This is a genomic window from Herbaspirillum camelliae (assembly GCF_001929405.1).
Taxonomy (GTDB): domain Bacteria; phylum Pseudomonadota; class Gammaproteobacteria; order Burkholderiales; family Burkholderiaceae_D; genus Herbaspirillum; species Herbaspirillum seropedicae.
In genome coordinates this window covers 424084-445017 of record NZ_KV880769.1, presented here as the reverse complement: position 1 = coordinate 445017, position 20934 = coordinate 424084, and the positions used below count along the sequence as shown (strand labels likewise).

Genomic DNA, 20934 nt, shown 5'->3' with positions numbered 1-20934 from the left:
TTGCTCTCCACGCGATGAGGTGCTGTCGATGGCTGCACTGTACGCGTGGCGGCTATAAAAGAAAAACGCGTTATTTTGCTAATATCTACCTGTTGAATTGGTAGATCGAGTTGTCTTCCCGGAGCGCAGGACATGAAAATCACATTGAGGCAGTTGCAGATCTTCCTGGCGGTGGCGCAGTCCGGCTCGACCACCGCGGCGGCGAACCTGGTGGCCTTGTCGCAGTCGGCGGCCAGTGCGGCGCTCAATGAGCTGGAGCATCTGCTGGGCGTGCAGTTGTTCGATCGCGTGGGCAAGCGCCTGGTGCTCAATGACAGCGGCCGCCAGCTGTTGCCGCAGGCGCGCCACATGCTCGACGCCGCGCAGACCATCGAGCGCCAGTTCAGTGATCCGGAGGCAGGCAGTGAATTGCATATCGGCGCCTCCACCACCATCGGCAGCTACATGCTGCCGGCCATGATCGCGGCCTACCGCAAGGATCACGCGGGTGCGCGGGTGCGCGCGCTGGTGGCCAATACGGCTGACATCGTCGATGCGGTGGTCAATTTCGAGGTCGATGCGGGTTTGATCGAGGGGCCTTGCCACGCCGATGATGTCGAGGTGGAGCCGTGGATGATGGATGAACTGATCGTCGTGGCGGCGCCCCGTCATCCGCTGGTGAAGTCGGGCCGCAAGATCACCCTGAAGCGGCTGCGCGAAGCCGAGTGGCTGCTGCGCGAGGCCGGTTCCGGCACGCGTGAGGCGGTCGAGCATGCGCTCATTCCCTACCTGCACCATCTGCCCTCGTCCTTCGAGTTCGGCAATTCCGAGGCGATCAAGCGCGCCACAGCCGAAGGCTTGGGGATCAGTTGCCTCTCGCGCGCGGTGGTCGAGGACATGATCGAGTCGCGCAAGCTGGTCGAGCTCGATACGCCGCTACCGACCTTGCGCCGGCATTTCTACATGGTGGTCAGCCGCCACCGTGCCCCTTCGCCCAGCCTGGGCGCGCTGCTGGGTTTTTGCCGCGCCTGGGCACAGCGCCAGCAGCCGGGTTGAGATGGCGTCGAGGCGCTCGTCAGAGCGGCTCGAACACGCCCGCGCTGCGGTTCTTGGCCACCTTGTTCCAGGCAAAGATGCGGCCATTCATCGCCACATAGACACCCTCAGGTAACACCTGCGCCACGCCGCAGGCGAAGCCGAAGTTGAACAGCGCATCCGAGTTGGCGATTTCATAGGGGATCATCGCACCGGTCAGTACCACCGTCTTGCCGCTCAGCGCCTGGCCCAGCACCTGGGCGGTCTGCTGCATGGTGTCGGTGCCGTGGACGATGACGATGGCTTGCTGTGAGGCGGCCTGGCAGGCTGCCAGCACACGCTGGCGGTCGCCGTCCTGCATTTCCAGCGAATCGAGCAGGGGCAGGATTTCCAGGGATACCTCCGCAGTGATGCGGGCGCGGGCGATGACGTCGGGCAGGTGGCTCTCGCCAAAGCCAAGCTGGCCTGCGATTTCGTCGTAGTGCTTGTCGAAGGTGCCGCCGGTGGCGATGATGCGCAGGCTCATGGGTTTCCTATCTTCCTACTGTAGATGCTGTAAAAAATGCACGACATGCGGGCGGCCCGAGATGCCAAGCGCGTAGCCTCCCCGCTGGGATAGCCGCTATCTTACACGCAGCGGTGGCGGTTTTCGGGGGGCGTGAGGCGGACGCCGGAGCGATTACGCAAGGACATTTATAATGGGCTGGATATGAAACCATTGGCACCCGGCACCGTCATCTTTCATCGCCATCGCGGCTATGGCGTGATCGTGCTCGTCAACTTGTTGACGGGGTGGATTTCTGCGCGCTTCGGTAGCGAAGTGCGTACCCTGGACCTGAACCTGTCCTCGGATGAAGTCCAGCACGCCGACGGTACACCTATCCTGTTCCGTCGCACGCCACCTGACCGCATGCCGCATGCACGCTTGATGGAGATGGTGCGCGAACTGCACCGGGCCGGTTACCAGAAACTTTACCTGTACAGTTGGCCCAAACCGTCCGGACTGCACTGGCGCTGGCATCTGTTTGGTGGTCCGCGCAACTGGATCGAGCGCCCGTGGCGCGAGGGCTGGTATGGCTCGGGCGCGGACTACAACTTCAATCCGGTCATGGGCTGGGGCGATGTGCCTTCCTCGTCGCCGCAGGAGCTGGCGCGTCTGCTGGCGCAGTTCGATCCGCAGGGACTGGCGCAGGCGCTGGGCGAAGACCAGGAGCACGCTAACTGGTTCGAACTGGTCTGCGCCACGCTGTTGCCCGACTATGCCTTCAGCCTGGGCTGGCACTACAACGGCGTCATGCCGGAGCACCTGCCGGTGATCCCGGTGCGGCGCAATGTGCCTGAATATGCCGGGCCGCCGCTACCCTGGCCGCCCGGATGGCGGCAGCTGTGGAAGGGCGCGGGGCCGATGCCCCAGCAGGCCTACAACCCGCCTGTGCGCACCATCCACCGCATCACCCCAGAGCCTCAGGATTGAGGACATTGGTGGGCGCGCCGGCCGCGTAGGCCGCGATGTTCTGGAAGGCGGCGCGGAAGTACAGCTCATAGCCATCCTTCTCCACATAGCCCAGGTGCGGGGTAGCCACCACGTTATCCATCTTCAATAGCGCCGACTCCACCGGCAGCGGTTCGCGCTCGTAGACGTCCAGCGCAGCCAGGCCGGGGCGGCCTGAGGTGAGTGCGGCTTCCAGGGCGTCAGGCTCGACCAGCTCGGCGCGGCTGGTGTTGACGAAGCAGGCGGTCGCTTTCATCCGCGCCAGGTCGCTGGCCTTGACGATGCCGCGGGTGGCGTCATTGAGCCGCAGATGCAGGCTCAGCACATCGGCCTGGGAGAAGAATTCGTCCTTGCTGGCGGCGGCCTGGTAGCCATCCTTGATGGCTTGCTCGCGGCTGGCGTCGCGTCCCCAGACCAGCACCTGCATGCCAAAGGCCCGGCCATAGCCAGCCACCAGCCGACCGATCTTGCCATAGCCCCAGATGCCCAGCGTACGGCCCTTGAGCGCCGTGCCGATCAGGTTGTGGTGGGGCGTGGGCGAGACCTGTTGCCAGGCGCCGGCGCGCAGGGCGCTGCAGTATTGCGGCACGCGCCGCATGGCCGCCATGATCAGCGCCCAGGTCAGTTCGGCCGGCGCCGTCGGGTCGCCCACGCCTTCGACGATGGCGATGCCGCGCTCGGTGCAGGCGGCTACGTCGACATGGCCGCTGACCTTGCCGGTCTGCGACACCAGCTTGAGCAGCGGCAGCTTTTCCAGCAAGGGACGGGTCAGGGCGGTGCGTTCGCGGATCAGCACCACGGCGTCGAAGGGTGACAGGCGCGCAGCCAGCTGGCCGACGCCGCGGATGGTGTTGTTGAATACCTTGACGTCGTGGCCGTCGAGCAGGCTGAAGCAATCGAGGTGACGCACTGCGTCCTGGTAGTCGTCGAGGATGGCGATCTTCATCTGGGTCTCCGTGGCGGGTAGGGGGCCGGGTGCCGTCCGGGTAGGCCGGCGGCGCATCGGCGTCATCATAAATCGATTGCGGACCGGCGGTGCGCCGGCCTCATGAAATGACATATCACTCGCATCTGTAGGAAGAGTGGAGGGCGACGAATGCGCCGCTCGCTGTCAGACGATGTCAGCAAAGTGACAACCCTTGTTGCTGAGCGGGTCAGATGAAAAATTCTGTTCGTTTTTTGTCTGTGATATTCATATGGTGAATGACAAAAACCCCGCTATCCCGCGCAGATCCACTATCAATGCGGTTTTCGCTGAAAATGCTGTTATGCGCCATGGTAATGAAAAAACAGATTTTTTTTGATTTGTAATTACCTACTACATAAGTCGGGTATTTTTCGCTACAAATTTTAGTAAATTCCCGGCAATGGGGGTACAATCCCTGCCACTTTCCTGCACTCTCGCCTGTCGAAGAGTGCGTAATGCCCGCCGCCAGCATCGGTGACGGGCAAGGCGGTCGGGCCTCTGCGAGGTCGCCGCTATCGACAAGACCGCCGTATTGCTGGCTGGTGGCGTGTTTTGCCCGCCGGTTCCGAGCAACGACGATCCTGCCGTGCCAACCGAATTCATCAACTTGTGGCATTGGAGGTAGCATATGAACCAACCCCTCATGGCAGGCATTCCCGCAGTGAATGCTCCCGCCCACGTCAAACACCAGAAACTGATCAACTGGGTTGCCGAAATCGCCGCGCTGACCAAGCCGGCTCGCATTTACTGGTGCGATGGTTCCCAAGAAGAATATGATCGCCTGTGCGCCGAGATGGTCGCCGCCGGCACCATGAAGAAGCTGAACCCGGAAAAGCGTCCCAACAGCTACCTGGCCTGCTCCGACCCGTCGGACGTGGCCCGTGTGGAAGACCGCACCTTCATCTGCTCGCAGAACAAGGAAGACGCCGGCCCGACCAACAACTGGACCGATCCGGCCGAGATGCGCCAGACCTTGAACGGCCTCTTCGACGGCTGCATGGCCGGCCGCACCCTGTACGTGGTGCCGTTCTCGATGGGGCCGCTGGGTTCGCCCATCGCCCACATCGGCGTGGAACTGTCGGATTCGCCTTATGTGGCGGTCAACATGCGCATCATGACCCGCATGGGCAAGGCCGTCTATGACGTGCTGGGCACTGATGGCGAGTTCGTGCCTTGCGTGCATACCGTGGGGGCACCGCTGTCCGCTGGCCAGAAGGATGTGGCCTGGCCGTGCAACGCCACCAAGTACATCGTCCACTATCCGGAAACCCGCGAGATCTGGTCCTATGGTTCCGGCTATGGCGGCAACGCACTGCTGGGCAAGAAGTGCTTCGCCCTGCGCATCGCCTCCACCATGGGCCGCGCCCAGGGCTGGCTGGCCGAGCACATGCTGATCCTCGGCGTGGAATCGCCCGAAGGCAAGAAGCACTACGTGGCAGCCGCCTTCCCCTCTGCCTGCGGCAAGACCAACTTCGCCATGCTGATCCCGCCCAAGGCTTTTGGCGGCTGGAAGGTCACCACCATCGGCGACGACATCGCCTGGATCAAGCCGGGCGCCGATGGCCGCCTGTACGCGATCAACCCGGAGGCCGGCTACTTCGGCGTGGCCCCGGGCACCAACGAGAAGAGCAACTACAACTGCATGGCCTCGGTCTCGGCCAACACCATCTTCACCAACGTGGCGCTGACCGATGATGGCGACGTCTGGTGGGAAGGCATGACCAAGGAAGCCCCGGCGCACCTGATCGACTGGCAGGGCAAGGACTGGACCCCGGAAATCGGCAAGGAAACCGGCCGCAAGGCAGCGCACCCGAACGCCCGCTTCACCGTGGCCGCGACCCAGAACCCGGTGATCGACCCGGCCTGGGATGATCCGGCTGGCGTGCCGATCTCGGCCTTCATCTTCGGCGGCCGCCGTTCCACCACCGTGCCGCTGGTGACCGAAGCCCGCAACTGGGTCGAAGGCGTCTACATGGCCGCCACCATGGGTTCGGAAACCACCGCTGCGGCCGTTGGCCAGCAGGGCGTGGTGCGCCGTGACCCGTTCGCCATGCTGCCCTTTGCCGGCTACAACATGAGCGAATACTTCCAGCACTGGCTGGACATCGGCAAGAAGATCGCCGCCTCGCCCGCCGAGCTGCCCAAGATCTACTGCGTGAACTGGTTCCGTACCGATGCCGATGGCAAGTTCGTCTGGCCTGGCTTCGGCGACAACATGCGCGTGCTCAAGTGGATGCTGGACCGCATCGAAGACCCGCAAGGCGTCAAGACCGGCGGTGTCGAGCACCTGTTCGGCATCACTCCGCGTTTCGAGGATCTGCAGTGGGAAGGCCTGGACTTCAGCGCCGACCAGTTCGCTACCATCACCTCCATCGACAAGGCCGCCTGGGCCAAGGAACTGGAGCTGCATGCCGAACTGTTCGACAAGCTCAAGCACAAGCTGCCGGCCGAACTGCAGGGCGTGAAGGACAAGCTGGAGAAGAAGCTGGCAGCCTAAGCTGACCGGCTCGGAGTAGACAGGAAGCGCCTGCCGCAGCGATGCGGCAGGCGCTTTCTTTTGCGCTACCGGTTGGGCCTCAACCCGGCATCAGCAGGGTCAGCGGCATGAGTGCCGCGCGCAGCGCTTCAGGCAGCGCCACCGGACGGCGGCTGGCGCGATCCACGTACACATGCACGAAATGGCCCCGCGCGGCAGCGCTCTCTTCCCCGGCCTTGAAGATGCCCAGCTCGTAGCGCACGCTGCTGCGCCCCAGATGCGCCACGCGCACGCCCACCTCGATGAGGTCGGGGAAGGCCACCGAGGCGAAATAGTTGCACTGCGTTTCGATGACCAGCCCGATCACTTCCCCATGCTCGATATCCAGCACGCCCTGCTGCACCAGGTAGTGGTTCACGGCGGTATCGAACCAGCTGTAGTAGACGACGTTGTTGACGTGGCCATAGACGTCGTTGTCCATCCAGCGCGTCGGGATCGCGTGGAAATGCAGGAAATCGGCGCGACGGCCGGGTTGGGGACGGGGTTCGCTCATCGGGTCATCGAGGTCAGGATGGATCGGCTTGTGCGACTGCACAAGAACGGCTTGCTTGCAGTAACATTGCTCCCACTTCCGATCGCGCCCGCCGTGGCGTGGCCGGAAGTGTTCCATCTTAAGCGATCACGGTCGGATGTTGGCCAGCGCCGTGCTTGCATCTGCGCCAGCCGGCGCCATGTATTCCGGGTGACCGCGCCGTTCTGCGATCACCGGCGCTGCCGATAGCCTGATCCTCAAGACCGATAGTTAAATCCAATCAAAAACATTGATTAAATAAAATTGATCTATTTTGTTTGGCGTTCTACTATTCAACCCATCGCTTCACTCAACCCCCCTTTTAAAGGAAATCGACAATGTCCCTGATCAACACCACTATCAAGCCGTTCAAGGCAACCGCTTACCACGATGGCAAGTTCGTCGACATCACCGAAGCCACCCTGAAGGGCAAGTGGTCCGTCTTCGTGTTCTACCCGGCCGACTTCACGTTCGTGTGCCCGACCGAGCTGGAAGATCTGGCCGACAACTACGCTGAATTCAAGAAGCTGGGCGTTGAGATCTACGGCGTGTCCACCGACACCCACTTCGCTCACAAGGCATGGCACGACACCTCGGAAGCCATCAAGAAGGTGCAATACCCGCTGGTGGGTGACCCGACTGCCACCCTGGCACGCAACTTCGAAGTGCTGATCGAAGAAGAAGGCCTGGCCCTGCGCGGCACCTTCGTGATCAATCCGGAAGGCGAAATCAAGGTCATGGAAGTGCATGACAACGGCATCGGCCGTGACGCTTCGGAACTGCTGCGCAAGGTCAAGGCAGCCCAGTACGTCGCATCGCACCCGGGTGAAGTCTGCCCCGCCAAATGGGAAGAAGGCGCCGCCACCCTGAAGCCGTCCCTGGACCTGGTCGGCAAGATCTAAGCCCGAGCAAGCAAGACGTCGCGCCGGCAACCCGGCGCGACTGCAACGATCCCCCTGTAGTACCCGTCCCGACCGGCTCTCCCCCGGGCAAGCGGCCGACCCTCACAAGGGCTAGGCCGTGGTCAGGACGACTTTGAATCTCTCAACGAGGAAGTAATCATCATGCTGGATGCCAATCTCAAGACCCAACTGAAGGCCTATCTGGAAAAGGTCAGCCACCCGATCGAGATCGTCGCGTCGCTCGATGATGGCGCCAAGTCCCGGGAGATGCAGGAACTTCTGCAAGACATCGTGCTGCTGTCGGACCGCATCAAGCTGGTCGAGCAACGCGGTGCCGATGCCCAGGGACGTACCCCGTCCTTCAAACTGAACCGCCCCGGGACCGATATCAGCGTCGAATTCGCCGCGATCCCGATGGGCCATGAGTTTACCTCCCTGGTGCTGGCGCTGCTGCAAGTGGGCGGGCACCCGGTCAAGCTCGACGACAAGGTCATCGAGCAGATCAAGAACCTGGACGGCGACTATCGCTTCGAGACCTACGTCTCGCTGACCTGCCAGAACTGCCCGGAAGTCGTGCAGGCGCTCAATGTGATGTCCATCATCAACCCGCGCATCCAGTCGGTGACCATCGATGGCGCGCTGTTCCAGGGCGAAGTCGAGCAACGCCAGATCATGGCCGTGCCGACCGTCTACATGAATGGCGAAGTGTTCGGCCAGGGCCGTACCGGCGTGGAAGAGATCCTCGCCAAGCTCGATACCGGCGCTGCTGCACGCAAGGGTGAGGAACTGAGCGCCAAGGAGCCGTATGACGTGCTCATCGTCGGCGGTGGCCCCGCCGGTGCAGCTGCTGCCATCTATGCAGCGCGCAAGGGTATTCGTACCGGCGTGGTGGCCGAGCGTTTCGGCGGCCAGGTGCTCGATACCCTGGCCATCGAGAACTTCATCTCGGTGCAGGAAACCGAAGGTCCGCAATTTGCTACCGCGCTGGAACAGCACGTCAAGGCCTATGACGTCGACATCATGAACGTGCAGCGCGCCGAAGCACTGGTGCCGGGCGACAAGCTGATCGAAGTGAAGCTGGCCAACGGCGGCGTGTTGAAGGGCAAGACCGTGATCCTGTCCACCGGTGCGCGCTGGCGCAATGTCAACGTCCCAGGCGAGCAGGAATACAAGAACAAGGGCGTGGCCTATTGCCCGCACTGCGACGGTCCGCTGTTCAAGGGCAAGCGCGTGTCGGTGATCGGTGGCGGCAACTCGGGCGTGGAAGCGGCCATCGACCTGGCCGGTATCGTCGCCCATGTGACCCTGATCGAGTTCGCCGCCGAACTGAAGGCCGATGCGGTGCTGGTGCGCAAGCTGAAGAGCCTGCCCAATGTGACCATCGTGACCTCGGCGCAGACTACCGAGATCACCGGCGACGGCCAGCGCGTCAATGGCATCAGCTACAAGGAACGCGAGACCGGCGAGATCAAGCACGTGCCGCTGGAAGGCGTGTTCGTCCAGATCGGCCTGGTGCCCAACACCGAATGGCTCAAGGGGACGCTGGCCTTGTCCAAGCATGGCGAGATCGAGATCGACGCCAGGGGGCAGACCTCGATTCCGGGTGTCTTCGCCGCTGGCGACGTGACCACCGTGCCTTACAAGCAGATCGTCATCGCCGTAGGTGCAGGTGCGACGGCGGCACTGTCGGCCTTCGATCACCTGATCCGCTCGTCGGCCGATGACGTGGCGCCGGCTGCGACCAAGGAAGCAGTGGCCGCCTGAGCCGTACATCAGCAGTATTAGCAGGCGCTAGCAGCGCTGGCAGCAAGAAGCGGAAACGCCACCGGTCTCATCAACCGGTGGCGTTTTTGTTTGTATCGTTTTCTTGTGCGGTGCTTGCCGCTGGCCAGGCAGGCCAAGCATCAAGCAGAGTCCATGAAAAAACGCCATCGGTGTTGATCCGATGGCGTTTTCCTTGAAGCCTTACTACGGAGCGGCTGGCGCTTACTTGAACATCAAGCGCAGCGAATCCCAGGCGCGTCCGATGAAGCCGGCCGGGCCGACGGACTCCAGCGCCACTACCGGCAGCTCGGTCACGGTCTTGTCGTCGATGGTCACCTTCAGGGTGCCGACCTTGGCGCCTTCGGCGATCGGGGCGATCAGCGGATCATTGCGGTCCAGCTTGGTCTTGACCTTGTCAGCCGTGCCCTTGGGGATGGTGATGTAGACGTCGTTCTTGAAGCCCACCTTGATCTTGCCCTGCGAACCCTTCCAGACATCAGGCGTATCGACCGGCTGGCCCTTGGCGTAGAGCTTGACGGCGTCGAAGTTCTGGAAGCCCCAGTTCAGCAGCTTCTGGCTTTCCTGCGTGCGGACCTGGTCGGACACGGTGCCGATCACCACCGAGATGAGGCGGCGCTCGCCGTTGGGCACCGGGCGGTGGGCCGAGGTGATCAGCGAGTAGCCGGCGCTGGAAGTGTGGCCGGTCTTCATGCCATCGACCGTCGGATCCAGCCACAGCAGGCGGTTGCGGTTGGGCTGGGTGATGTTGTTGTAGGTGAACTTCTTCACCGAGTAATAACGCTTGTAGTACTCGGGGAAATCGTTGATCAGGTTGCGGCACAGGATGGACAGGTCACGCGCGGTGGTATAGGTGTCCGGGCTGGGCAGGCCGTGCGGGTTGCTGAAGTGGGTGTTGGTGAGGCCCTGGCGCTGCGCTTCTCGGTTCATCAGCTGCACGAAGGCGTCTTCGGTACCCGAGACCGCTTCGGCCACGGCCACGGCAGCATCGTTGCCCGAGACCGAGATCAGGCCGTAGAGCAGGTTGTCGATGGAGACCGGCTTGTTGGGTTCGATGAACATCTTGGAGCTGCTCGGATCGACCTTCCAGGCATTGACCGAGACGCTGACTTCCTGCTCCAGGCTCAGGCGCTTGTCGCGCAGGGCGGCGAAGGCCAGGTAGGCCGTCATCAGCTTGGTCAGCGAGGCCGGTTCCACGCGCGTGTCAGGGTCGCTGGAGGCGATCACCTGGTTGGCCGAGGCATCGAGCAACAGCCAGCTCTTGGCGGCCACGGTCGGCGGCGGCAGGCTCTGGGCGGAAGCGGTGAGGGTGGAAATGGAAAGGACGGTTGCGGCGAGCGCCGCGAGAAGCTTTTTCATCGGTGCCTAAGAAAAATTGCCAGCACGGGGGAACATCGTTGCTGTGGGTTTGAAAAGAGATCGAGGCCGGGCGGGTCAGTCTGTGAGGACAGCGTGGCGTAGGCGCGCAAGGGGCCTGGCTGGCTGCTCGGACTGAATTATAAACGTGTACGGCTTCGTTCCCAATTGAATGGATCTTCACCCCAGGAAAATCCCCTCACGAAGCCTGCATGCCGGCGTTTGCATCGTTGCGCCGTCGGTTGCGGTGTTCAGGCCGGCAACTGGGCCGGGCGGCGATGCCAGCTTTGGACCACGACGTTCTTGATATGTTGCAGTTTGCGGTGGAAAAAGTGATCCGAGCCTGGGATCACCACCACCGGCAGCTCCTGGGGACGGGCCCAGTCGAGCACGGCGGTCAGCGGAATGGTGTCGTCCTGCTCGCCGTGGATCAGGATGGTATCGGCCGGGGCTGGCGGCATGGGCCACTTGCCGGCGGCCGTGCCCACCAGAACCAGGCGTTCGGCGGCGCTGGCGGGGTCCTGTTGCAGCAGGCGTTGTTGCAACTGGGCCTGCACGAAGGTGCCGAAGGAAAAACCGGCCAGCGCCAGCGGCAGGTCGGGATACTGGCTGCGCATGTGCTGCAGCAACAGGGCCATGTCGTCGGTCTCGCCGGCGCCATGATCATGCACGCCTTCGGACTTGCCCACGCCGCGGAAATTCATGCGTACCGCCACATAGCCCAGCGCCAGGAAGGTGCGGGCCAGGGTCTGGGCCACCTTGTTGTCCATGGTGCCGCCGAAGAGCGGATGCGGATGGGCCACCAGGGCCAGGCCGACGGGCGTGGAAAAGGTCTCGGGATCGGGCAGGTCGAGTGCGCATTCGAGCGCGCCGACGGCGCCGGTGATCATGAAATTCTGGGTGTGTGCATTCATGGCTTGCGAAACATGTACTGGGAAGAGGGGAGAAGCTGGAAACTCAGATCTTGAGGCGATCCACGACCTTGCCGCCGACGATGTGGCTGTCGATGATCTCGTCGATGTCTTCCTTGTCCACGTAGGTGTACCAGGTGCCTTGCGGGTAGATGACCACGACTGGGCCTTCCTCGCAGCGCTCCAGGCAGCCGGCCTTGTTGATACGGACCTTGCCGGGGGCGGACAGGCCCAGTTGCTTGATGCGTTTCTTGGCGTGTTCCTGGGCGGCCTGCGCGCCCTTGTCGGCGCAGCAGGTGCGCTCGCCCGGCTGGCGCTGGTTCAGGCAGAAGAAGACGTGGTGTTCGTAGTAGGGTTGATCGCTCATGGGGATGACCGGTGGAGGTTGGCGACACGCCGGCCGGGGCTGGCCGGCAAAGCGTCAATGATACACCCCGGTCAGCTTTGTTTCCGGTGCGCCGGATGGTAGAGCACCCAGAGTGCCAGGAAGGGCCAGATCACCGACAGGAACTGCGCGGCACCATCGAAGTTGAGGAACTTGCCCTGCACCCAGGTCTCCAGCGTGGAGAGGTAATAGGGATTGGCCGGCACCGCGTTGGTGACCACCAGGCTCAGGAACAGCGCCAGCCCGGCCACGTGCCGTTGCGCCGTGGGCGGCGCCCAGGACAGGCCGGCAATCATCATGGTCCCCAGCATGATGCCGCCCACGGCACTGGGCGAGATCCAGACGAAGGCATTCTGCGGAGCGAAGAAGAGCGCACAGGCCAGCGACTTGGCGGCGATGCAGGCCAGCAGGTAGAGCGCCACCAGCCGCCGGCGCGGCGCCTGGCGGCGCAGGAGCTGCAGCACCAGCAAGGCTGCACCGGTCAGGCCGCAGGCCGTGACGATGACGTCGGCCAGCCAGTATTGCTCGGCGCTCAACTGGGCATTGTTGAGCCAGGTCGTGGCCAGGTCGATGGGCGTGTCGAGCAGGTCCGAAAAGAATCCCGACAGCGGCGGCACCAGGTTGCCCAGCCCGAACAGGTGGTTCTGCGGATAGATCAGCGCCAGCGGCCACAGCCCGGCCACGGCCAGGCCACGGCTGGCTTCAGCGGGAAACCAGCGCTGCCGCACCAGCAGGAAGCGGCTCTCGTGCAGGAAGGTGCGGCTGCAGGCCGCGCCCAGCAAGGCGCCCAGCATCACGCCGGCGGCATTGGTGAGCAGGTCCAGGTTGGAGGGCACGCGCGTGGGCAGGTAGGTCTGGCCCGCCTCCATGCAGGCCGACAGCAGCACTCCGGCCAGCGTGGCCGGCAGCACCGCCCACCATGGGCGGATGTGCGGATGCATGGCCAGCACCAGCAGCAGGCCCAGCGGCGCATAGCCGGCCACATTGGTCCAGACGTCGAATCCAGTCCAGTAATAGGGCAGGTGCGCCCACAGATAGTCGAAGGGCTTGATGCCCAGGTCGCGCCAGCCGGAGAAGGGATACCAGCTGGCATAGACGATCAGCAGTGCATAGACCAGCAGGCTCACGCGCGCAAAGGCCGAGCCCGTGCTGGCGCCGGGCGGCGCGGCGGCAGGGACGGCGGTGGGGGAGTCTGGCGGGGCTGGCATGGGCCAGAGGGTAACCGATTTCGCTCATGGTTGCCGGTGGGCAGAGCGAACCTGATCCTCTCAAGCCGCCCGTAGCGCGCTGCCTGCCTTACAATGCGCGCTATGACCATGACTTCTCGCTCGCCCACCGGGCCGCTCCCGTCGCTGGACGACTTTGCCGCGATGGCCGATGAACATACCCCACTGGTGCGTCCCGAACGCATCGGCATGCTGCTGGCCGGTTCCGACAGCCAGGGCCAGCAACGCATCGATGTCGAGGCGGTGGCCTGCACCGGTTCCACCAACGTCGACCTGATGCAGCGCGTGACTTCGCTGACCCGTCCGCTGTTGCTGGTAGCCGACCGCCAGACTGCGGGCCGTGGTCGCGCCGGTCGTCCGTGGCGTGCTGCGCCCGAGGATTCGCTGACGTTTTCCCTGGCCTGGCGCTTCGAACGGCCCATGCATGCCCTGCTGGGCTTGCCGCTGGCAGTGGGCGTGGCGCTGGCCGAGGCGCTGGAAGTGTTCGGCGTGCGGCCCCAGCTGAAATGGCCCAACGATGTGCTGCGCGAGGGCGCCAAGCTGGCCGGTATCCTGATCGAGACGGCGTCCGATGGCCGTCGTGGCGATGCCACCTGGGCCGTGATCGGGATCGGGCTGAACCTGGGTGTGCCGGAAGGGCTGGAGCAGGAGCTGCAGCGCGCCATCGCCGCCGTCCCCGAACTGCGCAAGCCGCCGCGCGAGACCGTGCTGGCCATCATCGCCAGCGCGCTGGCCGAGGTATTGACCGAATTCGAACAGCGCGGCTTTGGCGCGTTCGTCCGCCGCTGGGAAACCTTCCATGCCTATGCCGGCCAGGCCGTGAAGATCGTCGACAACGGCCGTCTCTTGCATGAGGGGACGGCGGTGGGCGTGGACATGATGGGCCGCTTCCTGCTCGATACCGAGGCCGGGCAGGTCGCGGTGATGGTCGGCGACCTGTCCTTGCGCCTGCAGGACGGATGATGCTGCTCATCGATGCCGGCAACACCCGCATCAAGTGGGCTGTGCCGTCGGACCATCCGCAGCGCGAGGGCCGTTGGCGGCAACAGGGCGCGGTGGCGCGGGGAGAGGTGCAGTCCCTAGTGCAGGCCTGGGCCGCGCTGGACAGGCCGCAGCGCATCTGCGTTTCAAATGTAGCCGGGCCAGCCCTGCGGGAGAGCCTGCAGCAGCTCCTGCAGCAGGTCTTCGGTAGCGCCCCGGTGATCGAATGGTTCGCCTCCACCCTGGAGCGCGCCGGGGTGCGCAATGGCTATCGTGATCCTGCCCGCCTGGGCTGTGACCGCTTTGCCGCCGCCATCGGCGCCCGTACACTCTACCCGGATGAGGAACTGCTGGTCGCCACCTGCGGAACCGCCACCACCATCGACGTGGTCAGCGCCCAGGGTGTCTTCGAGGGCGGGATGATCCTGCCCGGGTTTGGCACCATGGCGACCTCGCTGGCGCTCAATACCGCCCAGTTGCCGCAGATCGATGAGGTCACGCCGCTGGCCGGGATCTTTGCCGACAATACGGTAGAGGCGATCGTCTCGGGCTGCATCGCCGCCCAGGTGGGCGCGATCGAACATGCGCTGGCGGCCCGTCAGCGCGCCCATCCTCATACTGCGCGCCGCTGCCTGCTGGCCGGAGGCGCGGGACTGGTGCTGGCGCCCTATCTGGTGCTGGGCGAAACGCCGCTGGAAAAAGTGGATAATCTGGTGCTCATCGGCTTGCATACGGCCATGAACCATGCGGGCTGACGCAGGTCCATCGATGCAAGAGAGTCAACACAGGCAAGGAAAGACAAGGCGCGGATGAAGCTGAAACTGCTTTTTTGGCTGTTGCTGGTGGGCAATGTGATCCTGTTCGGATTGCCGCGCGGCTATTTTGGCGCCAATGCCACCGAGCGCCGCGAACCGCAGCGCCTGGCCGAGCAATTGCATCCGGAACTGCTCAGCGTGCTGCCGGCCAATAGCGAGAAGCTAGCCTCACAGACGCGCTCGCAGGCGCCCGCATCTGCGCCGACTACCCCAACTGCCGCTCCCGCCGCTGGCGAGCCGGCTGCCGCGGCCAACGCCGCTGCCCCGGCGACCCAGCTGCCCGCCGCCCAGGTGGCGGCGGTCACCCCTTCCTGTACGGAAGTGGGTAATTTCACCGTCGCCGATGCCAAGCGCTTCTCGGAACAACTGGCCAGCCTCAATCTGGGCGACCGTGTGGCGCAGAAGCTGACCCAGGATGTGACCAGCCATATGGTCTACATCCCTCCCCAGGATGGCCGCGAGGGCGCCGAGCGGCGCATTGCCGAACTGCGCCGGCTGGGTATCGGTGATTTCTACGTCATTCCTGACAGTTTCCCCAATCCGGCGCTGCGTTCCGGCGTCTCGCTGGGCATCTTCCGTACCGAAGAGGCGGCCAAGGCCTACGTGGGGCAGTTGATCTCGCGCGGGGTGCGCAGCGCGCGCATCATTGCGCGCCGTTCTGGCGCTGGCAAGCAGGTGTTCCAGCTGCGCGACCTGAGCCCGGAAGCGCGCACCGCCCTGGACAACATCAAGAGCGCCTTCCCCGATCAGGAAATCCGCGCCTGCAGCGCCTGAGCGGGCCGACGTTGCCTGGATCGCACACGCTGCATGTTGCGCTGCGAAGCCGGGCGGCTTTCCATGTAAAATCCCGTCCCTAAACGCATCCCCATCCCATCGACCCACAGGACATTGCCATGACCACCGACCTGACCCACGTAGCCCCCCAGATCAAAGCCGAAATCCTGGCCGAGGCGCTGCCGTATATCCGCAAATTCCACGGCAAGACCATCGTGGTCAAGTACGGTGGCAACGCGATGACCGAGGAAAGCCTCAAGCACGGCTTCGCCCGTGACGTGATCCTGTTGAAATTGGTGGGCATGAACCCGGTGGTGGTCCACGGTGGCGGCCCGCAGATCGACGCCGCGCTCAAGAAGATCGGCAAGCAGGGGACCTTCGTGCAGGGCATGCGCATTACCGATGAAGAAACCATGGAAGTGGTCGAATGGGTGCTGGGCGGTGAAGTGCAGCAGGACATCGTGATGCTGATCAACCATTATGGCGGCCAGGCGGTGGGCCTGACCGGCAAGGATGGCGGCCTGATCCGCGCGCGCAAGATGCAGATGCCGGACAAGGAACATCCGGGCGCCTTCCTGGATATCGGCTACGTGGGCGAGATCGAGGCGATCAACCCGGCGGTGGTCAAGGCGCTGCAGGACGACGCCTTCATCCCCATCATCTCGCCCATCGGCTTTGGTGACGACGGCCAGGCCTACAACATCAATGCCGACGTGGTGGCCGGCAAGATCGCCGAGATCCTGCATGCCGAAAAGCTGATCATGATGACCAACATCGCCGGCGTGCAAGACAAGGCAGGCAAGCTGCTGACCGACCTGTCGGCGCGCGAGATCGACGAGATGTTCGCCGACGGCACCATCTCCGGCGGCATGCTGCCCAAGATCTCCTCGGCGCTGGACGCCGCCAAGTCGGGCGTGAACACGGTGCACATCATCGATGGCCGCATCGAGCACTCGCTGCTGCTGGAAGTGCTGACCGAGCAGGCCTTCGGGACCATGATTCGTTCGCACTGATCCACCAAGGACCAGGCAGGACAAGCAAAAAGGGATGAGCGCGCTCATCCCTTTTTGCATTGGTGTAGCGCACGCTTAGCGCATGCTGGCGCGACCGATCAGTAAAGTTGCCGGATCTGCAAGCCTTGTTTGGCCAGCAAGGCCGGTACGCTGTCGGGGCCGGTCAGATGCAGGATCCCGATGCCGGCCACCGCCTTGTCCTGCCGGCGCAGCAGGGCGGCAATGCCGGTGGCCAAGCCCGGGTTGCGATCCTGCAGCAGGTTCTTCAGCGTGAAACGGCTGGTGAAGCTGTCGTCTTCCTGCAGCTCGCGCAGCGCGCCGGCCAGGCCGGCGCTGTCGGCATGCCGCCAGGCGTCTACCAGGGTATCGATGCGGCGGTTCAGTTGGCTGTCCTGCAGCTCTTGCACGGTATCGTCCAAGAACTGCACCTGCTGGGCGTCGCTGAGCTGGCTGAACAGGTGCATCTGACGCTCTGCGCTCTCCAGTTCCACTATCTGGCCGCCATGGGCGCGTACGCTGGCGGCCAGGTGGCTGTCCACCGCCAGTGCGCTCTGGTAGCCGTGGCGGGCATATTCCTGAACGGTCAGAGCCAGGGCCAGCATCCACGGACGCAAGTTCTGCACGCCTTGCTCCGGCAGACCCAGGCGCTGCAGGGTCGCCATGGTGCGCTGGCGCAGCGGTGGCGCCAGCTGGTCCAGCAGATGCTGGCCGGGCGGATAGAGGCCATGGCGCTGGACCGCTTCCTGCATGGCCGCGGTATTCTGCGGATCCAGCTCCAGCGCCAGCACCGGGGCGGCGGCCAGCGCCTGGCGCAGCCGCGGTTCGAGCGGATAGAAATCGGGCGCGCCCACATGGATGGTGCCGAACAGCAGCAGCGTGTGGCGGCCGTCGGAGACTTCATAGAGCGCTCCGCGGGGCGGGGCATCGGTGGCGGTCTCGCCAGCCTGCGCCGGAGAAAGCCAGTTCAGGCAGGACAGCCAGGTCAAACTCACTATAATCAGTCGTTGCATCAATCCGGTCACTGCTGGCCTTTCATTCATTCCTTGCTTGCTCATGCGCCCACGGACAGATCCGCTGTGTGCACCCTCGATTTATGGCGTCCAATACTACACCGCTCTGGCTGTTCGACCTCGACAATACCCTGCACAACGCCTCCCACGCGATCTTTCCGGCCATCAACGCCAACATGAACCGCATCATCCAGCGCGTGCTGGAGAAGGATGGACTGCCCAGCGACGAGGCAGCGGTCAACCATATGCGGCGGCACTACTGGAAACTCTATGGCGCGACCCTGCTGGGATTGGTGCGTCATCACGGCGTGGGCGTGGATGAATTCCTGCATGAGGCGCACCTGTTCGACGATCTGACCGGCATGGTGCGCGCCGAGCGCGGCATCGGCCGGTGGCTGGAGCGCTTGCCGGGCCAGAAGATCCTGCTGACCAATGCACCGCGCCGCTACTCCCGCGAGCTGGTCCGCCACCTGGGATTGCACAGGCATTTCTCGCATCACATCTCCATCGAATCCATGCATGTGCATCGCCAGTTGCGGCCCAAGCCCTCGCGCCTGATGCTGCGCAAGCTGCTGGCGCGCCACAAGGCCACGCCACGCCGTTGCATCCTGGTCGAGGATACGGTGGACAACCTGAAGACCGCACGGGAGCTGGGGGTGCGCACGGCCTGGGTCACGCAATATCTGCGCGGCAGCCAGGCCTTGCTGGGCCATATCGGCGGGCAGCGCGTGCTGAGCCGCCGGCCTGCGTTCGTCGATGTGAAGGTGCGCTCGGTGCGGCAGTTGCCGCGCCGGCTGGCGGCGCTCGGCGCGGGAAGTTAAGCGTTTAGTCAGCGCAGTCGGCGCACCAGCCCTTGATGGTTAGTTCCACCTCGTGGCTCTGGAAGCCCTTGCCCAGCGTCCTGCGCAGCGCCGACTGCAACTGGGCGGCAGTGGAGTGGTGGCCTTCGGCGGGGGGAAGGACGGTGGCCAGGAAGTCGGTACCGTCGCTGGCATCCAGGCAGAACACGCGGTTGCAGCGGGTGCATTTGAAATGGCCGTGCTGGTGCTGCTTGCCATGGCTGTGATCATGCAGGCCATGCTCGGCATGGTCGGTGCCGGCGCTGTAGCGGAAGATGCGGTCGTCGCTGGAGATCTTGTGCGCCAGTCCGGCTTCGGTCAGGCAGTCCAGGGCGCGATAGAGGGTCACCCGGTCCATGTCGGCAAAACGGTCCTGGATGTCCTGGTGCGAGGCCGCGCTGCGCGTTTCCAGCAAGGCCCCCAGCACATTGACCCGCGCCTGGGTCACGCGCACGCCGGCTTCCCGCAGTTGCGCCTCGGCCAGGGCGGCCATGGCGGCGGCCTGGGCATTGCTGCTGGCGGGAGTGGCGGTGGCTTTGACTTTCATGATGGGCATGGGCAGGGACATTCACGGGGGGAAGGGCGGTGGCTTGCGCTTCCTAGGATAGCGGAACGCCCTATTTTAGCCCATGCCGCCCTTGCTTTCGCGCCGCGCTTGCCCAGGCCCCCCTATCCTATTTGCCGCCGTTCTTGCGCGCCCGCGGATGGGCCTGGTCGTAGACCTGGGCCAGGCGCTGGAAATCCAGCGCCGTATAGACCTGGGTGGCGGTGATGGAGGCGTGGCCCAGCATTTCCTGCACGGCGCGCAGGTCGCCCGAGCTTTGCAGTACATGCGAGGCAAAAGAGTGGCGCAGCATATGGGGATGGACGTCGCTGGCCATTTCCAGCGCCCGGCCGTGGGCCTTGAGCCGCAACTGCGCCACCCGCGACGAGATGCGCGCGCCGCGTTCATTGAGGAACAGGGCGTGGCCGTCGGGGCCGCCATCGGCCTTGCGCAGCCTGGCGCGCAAGGGCAGCCAGTCGGCCAGGGCAGCGCGGGCGGCCTGGCCTACCGGGACCTTGCGCTTCTTGCCGCCCTTGCCGGTCACGGTCACTTCTGCTTCTTCCAGGTCGACCCAGCCGGCTGATTCGTAGGCGTCCTCGCGCACATCGGCCACATCGATCCCCACCAGCTCCGAGACCCGCAGGCCACTCGAATACAGCAGTTCGAACATGGCCCGGTTGCAGGCCGCCAGGGTGGAAGCGGGATCGCGCACGGGATCAGGCTGGGAGACCAGCCGGATAGCGTCATCGGCAGCCAGGGCCTTGGGCAGGGGTTTGCTTTTCTTGGGGGCCTTGACGCCATCGACCGGGTTGGCCGGCAGGTCCATCTGCATCGACAGCCAGCCGAAAAATCCACGCCAGGCCGACAGCTTGCGCGCAATGGAGCGTGCATTGAGGCCACGCGCATGCAGGCGGGCGGCGCATTTGCGGATCTGTACCTGGGTCGTCTTGCGCAGGTCGACGTCGGCATGTTCCTCACCGGCCGGGGCCAGCAGGGTGCGCAGCTCCTGCAGGTCGCGCCCGTAGTGTTCGACGGTATGGTCCGAGAGCTTGCGCTGCGTGCGCAGGAAGGAGAGATATTGCCCGATCAGGCCGGTGGTCGCATTTTCCACGTTGTGCTCCATGAGACGGGACGCGGGCAGCGAGGACGGGCCTGGGCGCGTTTCAGCGCAACAGGCAGGCCAGCGCCGCGCTGCCAGTTTCGCCGATGCGGGTCAGGAAGTCGGTGCCCATGTCGGAGGTGAAGCGGTTGGGATCGGGGGAGCCCAGCACCAGCAGGCCGAAGGCTTCCGGTGCAGCGCCCACGCGCAGCGGCAGCATGGCTACCGACTTGACGGTGGCGGCGTCGTCCAGCCAGGTAGCCGCCTCGAAATCCTTGTTGGGACCGCAGAAGGGTGCCGACAGGCCATTGGCGAAGATGCGGGCGTCGTCCGTGACTTCCTGCACGGCCCAGTTGTCCGCATGGGCAGCGCCCAGGTTCCAGAGGCGCACCGTCACTTGCGGGACGTGGAAGATATCCTGCAATTGCTTCACCAGCACGGCCGGCAGGTCCTCGGCATCGCGCGTCAGCAGCAGGGCGCGGCTCCAGGCCTGGAACTTGTTGGTGATTTCGTCGTTTTCCTGGGCGATGCGCATCAGCTCTGCCATGCGCAGTTCCTGCACGCGGATCTTCTCGCGCAGAATTTCCATCTGCCGTTCCTGTAGGGAGACGGCGCGGCCCATGACCGGGCTGGTCAACTTGACGGTCGAAAGCAGTTCTGCGTGTTCCTCGAAGAAGTGAGGGTGTTCCAGCAGGTATTCGGCGATCAGGTCGGAATCCAGTTCGGTGTTCATCGTGAATTTGTCGAGGGCAAAAGGACGGGCCGGCACAGCGCCTG

General features: G+C 64.1%; 22 protein-coding genes. 10 read left to right on the top strand and 12 right to left on the bottom strand.

The features are described from left to right. Positions 1 to 132: 132 nt before the first annotated feature. Positions 133 to 1035, top strand: coding sequence for a LysR family transcriptional regulator (locus BGK68_RS02025; protein WP_075255708.1), 903 nt, complete (start codon positions 133 to 135; stop codon positions 1033 to 1035). Between the two features lie 19 nt (positions 1036 to 1054). On the opposite strand, the gene BGK68_RS02020 is transcribed toward BGK68_RS02025, so the two are convergent. Continuing rightward, positions 1055 to 1540, bottom strand: a complete 486-nt coding sequence (locus BGK68_RS02020) for an asparaginase domain-containing protein (RefSeq protein WP_075255707.1) — start codon at positions 1538 to 1540, stop codon at positions 1055 to 1057. Between the two features lie 183 nt (positions 1541 to 1723). On the opposite strand from BGK68_RS02020, the gene BGK68_RS02015 reads away from it, so the two are divergent. Beyond that, positions 1724 to 2488 carry an L-asparaginase gene (locus tag BGK68_RS02015; protein WP_075255706.1) on the top strand — a complete coding sequence of 255 codons (765 nt, stop codon included), beginning with the start codon at positions 1724 to 1726 and terminating at the stop codon, positions 2486 to 2488. Here the strand turns inward: BGK68_RS02015 and BGK68_RS02010 are convergent. Next, the gene (locus tag BGK68_RS02010) at positions 2466 to 3452 is read right to left on the bottom strand and encodes a D-2-hydroxyacid dehydrogenase family protein (protein ID WP_075255705.1); all 987 of its coding nucleotides are present in this window, start codon (positions 3450 to 3452) and stop codon (positions 2466 to 2468) included. The two genes, BGK68_RS02015 and BGK68_RS02010, sit on opposite strands and share 23 nt — an antisense overlap. Before the next feature lie 208 nt (positions 3453 to 3660). Next, on the bottom strand, positions 3661 to 4089 hold the full coding sequence (locus BGK68_RS27265; protein ID WP_143432930.1) for a hypothetical protein: 429 nt from the start codon (positions 4087 to 4089) through the stop codon (positions 3661 to 3663). A 12-nt stretch (positions 4090 to 4101) separates the two neighbouring features. On the opposite strand from BGK68_RS27265, the gene BGK68_RS02005 reads away from it, so the two are divergent. Beyond that, positions 4102 to 5970, top strand: coding sequence for a phosphoenolpyruvate carboxykinase (GTP) (locus BGK68_RS02005; protein WP_075255704.1), 1869 nt, complete (start codon positions 4102 to 4104; stop codon positions 5968 to 5970). A gap of 79 nt (positions 5971 to 6049) precedes the next feature. Here the strand turns inward: BGK68_RS02005 and BGK68_RS02000 are convergent, their stop codons facing one another. Beyond that, complete coding sequence (locus BGK68_RS02000; RefSeq protein ID WP_075259651.1) at positions 6050 to 6502, bottom strand: acyl-CoA thioesterase; 453 nt, start codon at positions 6500 to 6502, stop codon at positions 6050 to 6052. Positions 6503 to 6858: 356 nt separating this feature from the next. On the opposite strand from BGK68_RS02000, the gene ahpC reads away from it, so the two are divergent. Further along, complete coding sequence (gene ahpC, locus BGK68_RS01995) at positions 6859 to 7422, top strand: alkyl hydroperoxide reductase subunit C (RefSeq protein WP_008332872.1); 564 nt, start codon at positions 6859 to 6861, stop codon at positions 7420 to 7422. Between the two features lie 162 nt (positions 7423 to 7584). Beyond that, complete coding sequence (gene ahpF / locus BGK68_RS01990) at positions 7585 to 9186, top strand: alkyl hydroperoxide reductase subunit F (RefSeq protein WP_075255703.1); 1602 nt, start codon at positions 7585 to 7587, stop codon at positions 9184 to 9186. A gap of 222 nt (positions 9187 to 9408) precedes the next feature. On the opposite strand, the gene BGK68_RS01985 is transcribed toward ahpF, so the two are convergent. From BGK68_RS01985 to BGK68_RS01970, 4 genes are all read right to left on the bottom strand, one after another. Next, positions 9409 to 10563: a D-alanyl-D-alanine carboxypeptidase family protein gene (locus BGK68_RS01985; protein WP_013236233.1), complete on the bottom strand. Its 1155-nt coding sequence runs from the start codon at positions 10561 to 10563 to the stop codon at positions 9409 to 9411. Between the two features lie 248 nt (positions 10564 to 10811). Continuing rightward, the gene (locus BGK68_RS01980; RefSeq protein WP_075255702.1) at positions 10812 to 11474 is read right to left on the bottom strand and encodes an alpha/beta hydrolase; all 663 of its coding nucleotides are present in this window, start codon (positions 11472 to 11474) and stop codon (positions 10812 to 10814) included. Between the two features lie 43 nt (positions 11475 to 11517). Continuing rightward, positions 11518 to 11838 carry a (2Fe-2S) ferredoxin domain-containing protein gene (locus tag BGK68_RS01975; RefSeq protein ID WP_013236231.1) on the bottom strand — a complete coding sequence of 107 codons (321 nt, stop codon included), beginning with the start codon at positions 11836 to 11838 and terminating at the stop codon, positions 11518 to 11520. Positions 11839 to 11909: 71 nt separating this feature from the next. Further along, positions 11910 to 13064: a VanZ family protein gene (locus BGK68_RS01970; protein ID WP_075255701.1), complete on the bottom strand. Its 1155-nt coding sequence runs from the start codon at positions 13062 to 13064 to the stop codon at positions 11910 to 11912. A gap of 93 nt (positions 13065 to 13157) precedes the next feature. Here BGK68_RS01970 and BGK68_RS01965 point away from each other — a divergent pair, with 93 nt between their 5' ends. The 4 genes from BGK68_RS01965 to argB all read left to right on the top strand — a co-directional run bounded on the left by BGK68_RS01965 (position 13158) and on the right by argB (position 16665). Beyond that, complete coding sequence (locus BGK68_RS01965) at positions 13158 to 14045, top strand: biotin--[acetyl-CoA-carboxylase] ligase (protein ID WP_075255700.1); 888 nt, start codon at positions 13158 to 13160, stop codon at positions 14043 to 14045. Then, on the top strand, positions 14042 to 14818 hold the full coding sequence (locus BGK68_RS01960) for a type III pantothenate kinase (RefSeq protein WP_075255699.1): 777 nt from the start codon (positions 14042 to 14044) through the stop codon (positions 14816 to 14818). Before BGK68_RS01965 ends, BGK68_RS01960 begins: the two co-directional genes overlap by 4 nt. 54 nt (positions 14819 to 14872) lie before the next feature. Beyond that, on the top strand, positions 14873 to 15652 hold the full coding sequence (locus BGK68_RS01955) for a hypothetical protein (RefSeq protein ID WP_075255698.1): 780 nt from the start codon (positions 14873 to 14875) through the stop codon (positions 15650 to 15652). A 119-nt stretch (positions 15653 to 15771) separates the two neighbouring features. Beyond that, on the top strand, positions 15772 to 16665 hold the full coding sequence (gene argB / locus BGK68_RS01950; RefSeq protein WP_075255697.1) for an acetylglutamate kinase: 894 nt from the start codon (positions 15772 to 15774) through the stop codon (positions 16663 to 16665). A 98-nt stretch (positions 16666 to 16763) separates the two neighbouring features. Here the strand turns inward: argB and BGK68_RS01945 are convergent, their stop codons facing one another. Then, a complete protein-coding gene (locus tag BGK68_RS01945) occupies positions 16764 to 17675 on the bottom strand; it encodes a TraB/GumN family protein (protein ID WP_075255696.1) in 912 nt (303 codons plus the stop codon). 83 nt (positions 17676 to 17758) lie between these two features. On the opposite strand from BGK68_RS01945, the gene BGK68_RS01940 reads away from it, so the two are divergent. After that, complete coding sequence (locus BGK68_RS01940; RefSeq protein WP_075255695.1) at positions 17759 to 18496, top strand: HAD-IA family hydrolase; 738 nt, start codon at positions 17759 to 17761, stop codon at positions 18494 to 18496. A gap of 4 nt (positions 18497 to 18500) precedes the next feature. Here BGK68_RS01940 and BGK68_RS01935 read toward each other — a convergent pair whose 3' ends face one another. The 3 genes from BGK68_RS01935 to BGK68_RS01925 form a co-directional block, all read right to left on the bottom strand. Continuing rightward, positions 18501 to 19070 carry a Fur family transcriptional regulator gene (locus tag BGK68_RS01935; protein WP_407645617.1) on the bottom strand — a complete coding sequence of 190 codons (570 nt, stop codon included), beginning with the start codon at positions 19068 to 19070 and terminating at the stop codon, positions 18501 to 18503. A gap of 118 nt (positions 19071 to 19188) precedes the next feature. After that, positions 19189 to 20181 (bottom strand): tyrosine recombinase XerC, encoded by a 993-nt coding sequence (locus BGK68_RS01930; RefSeq protein WP_075255693.1) that lies wholly within the window; start codon positions 20179 to 20181, stop codon positions 19189 to 19191. 40 nt (positions 20182 to 20221) lie between these two features. After that, on the bottom strand, positions 20222 to 20890 hold the full coding sequence (locus tag BGK68_RS01925) for a DUF484 family protein (RefSeq protein ID WP_075255692.1): 669 nt from the start codon (positions 20888 to 20890) through the stop codon (positions 20222 to 20224). Positions 20891 to 20934 lie beyond the last annotated feature (44 nt).

What these genes read in the sequence shown, in the direction of transcription:
- BGK68_RS02025 (WP_075255708.1), top strand. Translation starts at nt 133, where the DNA reads ATGAAAATCACATTGAGGCAGTTGCAGATCTTCCTGGCGGTGGCGCAG.
- BGK68_RS02020 (WP_075255707.1), bottom strand. Translation starts at nt 1,540, where the DNA reads ATGAGCCTGCGCATCATCGCCACCGGCGGCACCTTCGACAAGCACTAC.
- BGK68_RS02015 (WP_075255706.1), top strand. Translation starts at nt 1,724, where the DNA reads ATGAAACCATTGGCACCCGGCACCGTCATCTTTCATCGCCATCGCGGC.
- BGK68_RS02010 (WP_075255705.1), bottom strand. Translation starts at nt 3,452, where the DNA reads ATGAAGATCGCCATCCTCGACGACTACCAGGACGCAGTGCGTCACCTC.
- BGK68_RS27265 (WP_143432930.1), bottom strand. Translation starts at nt 4,089, where the DNA reads ATGCCACAAGTTGATGAATTCGGTTGGCACGGCAGGATCGTCGTTGCT.
- BGK68_RS02005 (WP_075255704.1), top strand. Translation starts at nt 4,102, where the DNA reads ATGAACCAACCCCTCATGGCAGGCATTCCCGCAGTGAATGCTCCCGCC.
- BGK68_RS02000 (WP_075259651.1), bottom strand. Translation starts at nt 6,502, where the DNA reads ATGAGCGAACCCCGTCCCCAACCCGGCCGTCGCGCCGATTTCCTGCAT.
- ahpC (WP_008332872.1), top strand. Translation starts at nt 6,859, where the DNA reads ATGTCCCTGATCAACACCACTATCAAGCCGTTCAAGGCAACCGCTTAC.
- ahpF (WP_075255703.1), top strand. Translation starts at nt 7,585, where the DNA reads ATGCTGGATGCCAATCTCAAGACCCAACTGAAGGCCTATCTGGAAAAG.
- BGK68_RS01985 (WP_013236233.1), bottom strand. Translation starts at nt 10,563, where the DNA reads ATGAAAAAGCTTCTCGCGGCGCTCGCCGCAACCGTCCTTTCCATTTCC.
- BGK68_RS01980 (WP_075255702.1), bottom strand. Translation starts at nt 11,474, where the DNA reads ATGAATGCACACACCCAGAATTTCATGATCACCGGCGCCGTCGGCGCG.
- BGK68_RS01975 (WP_013236231.1), bottom strand. Translation starts at nt 11,838, where the DNA reads ATGAGCGATCAACCCTACTACGAACACCACGTCTTCTTCTGCCTGAAC.
- BGK68_RS01970 (WP_075255701.1), bottom strand. Translation starts at nt 13,064, where the DNA reads ATGCCAGCCCCGCCAGACTCCCCCACCGCCGTCCCTGCCGCCGCGCCG.
- BGK68_RS01965 (WP_075255700.1), top strand. Translation starts at nt 13,158, where the DNA reads ATGCGCGCTATGACCATGACTTCTCGCTCGCCCACCGGGCCGCTCCCG.
- BGK68_RS01960 (WP_075255699.1), top strand. Translation starts at nt 14,042, where the DNA reads ATGATGCTGCTCATCGATGCCGGCAACACCCGCATCAAGTGGGCTGTG.
- BGK68_RS01955 (WP_075255698.1), top strand. Translation starts at nt 14,873, where the DNA reads ATGAAGCTGAAACTGCTTTTTTGGCTGTTGCTGGTGGGCAATGTGATC.
- argB (WP_075255697.1), top strand. Translation starts at nt 15,772, where the DNA reads ATGACCACCGACCTGACCCACGTAGCCCCCCAGATCAAAGCCGAAATC.
- BGK68_RS01945 (WP_075255696.1), bottom strand. Translation starts at nt 17,675, where the DNA reads ATGCAACGACTGATTATAGTGAGTTTGACCTGGCTGTCCTGCCTGAAC.
- BGK68_RS01940 (WP_075255695.1), top strand. Translation starts at nt 17,759, where the DNA reads ATGGCGTCCAATACTACACCGCTCTGGCTGTTCGACCTCGACAATACC.
- BGK68_RS01935 (WP_407645617.1), bottom strand. Translation starts at nt 19,070, where the DNA reads ATGCCCATCATGAAAGTCAAAGCCACCGCCACTCCCGCCAGCAGCAAT.
- BGK68_RS01930 (WP_075255693.1), bottom strand. Translation starts at nt 20,181, where the DNA reads ATGGAGCACAACGTGGAAAATGCGACCACCGGCCTGATCGGGCAATAT.
- BGK68_RS01925 (WP_075255692.1), bottom strand. Translation starts at nt 20,890, where the DNA reads ATGAACACCGAACTGGATTCCGACCTGATCGCCGAATACCTGCTGGAA.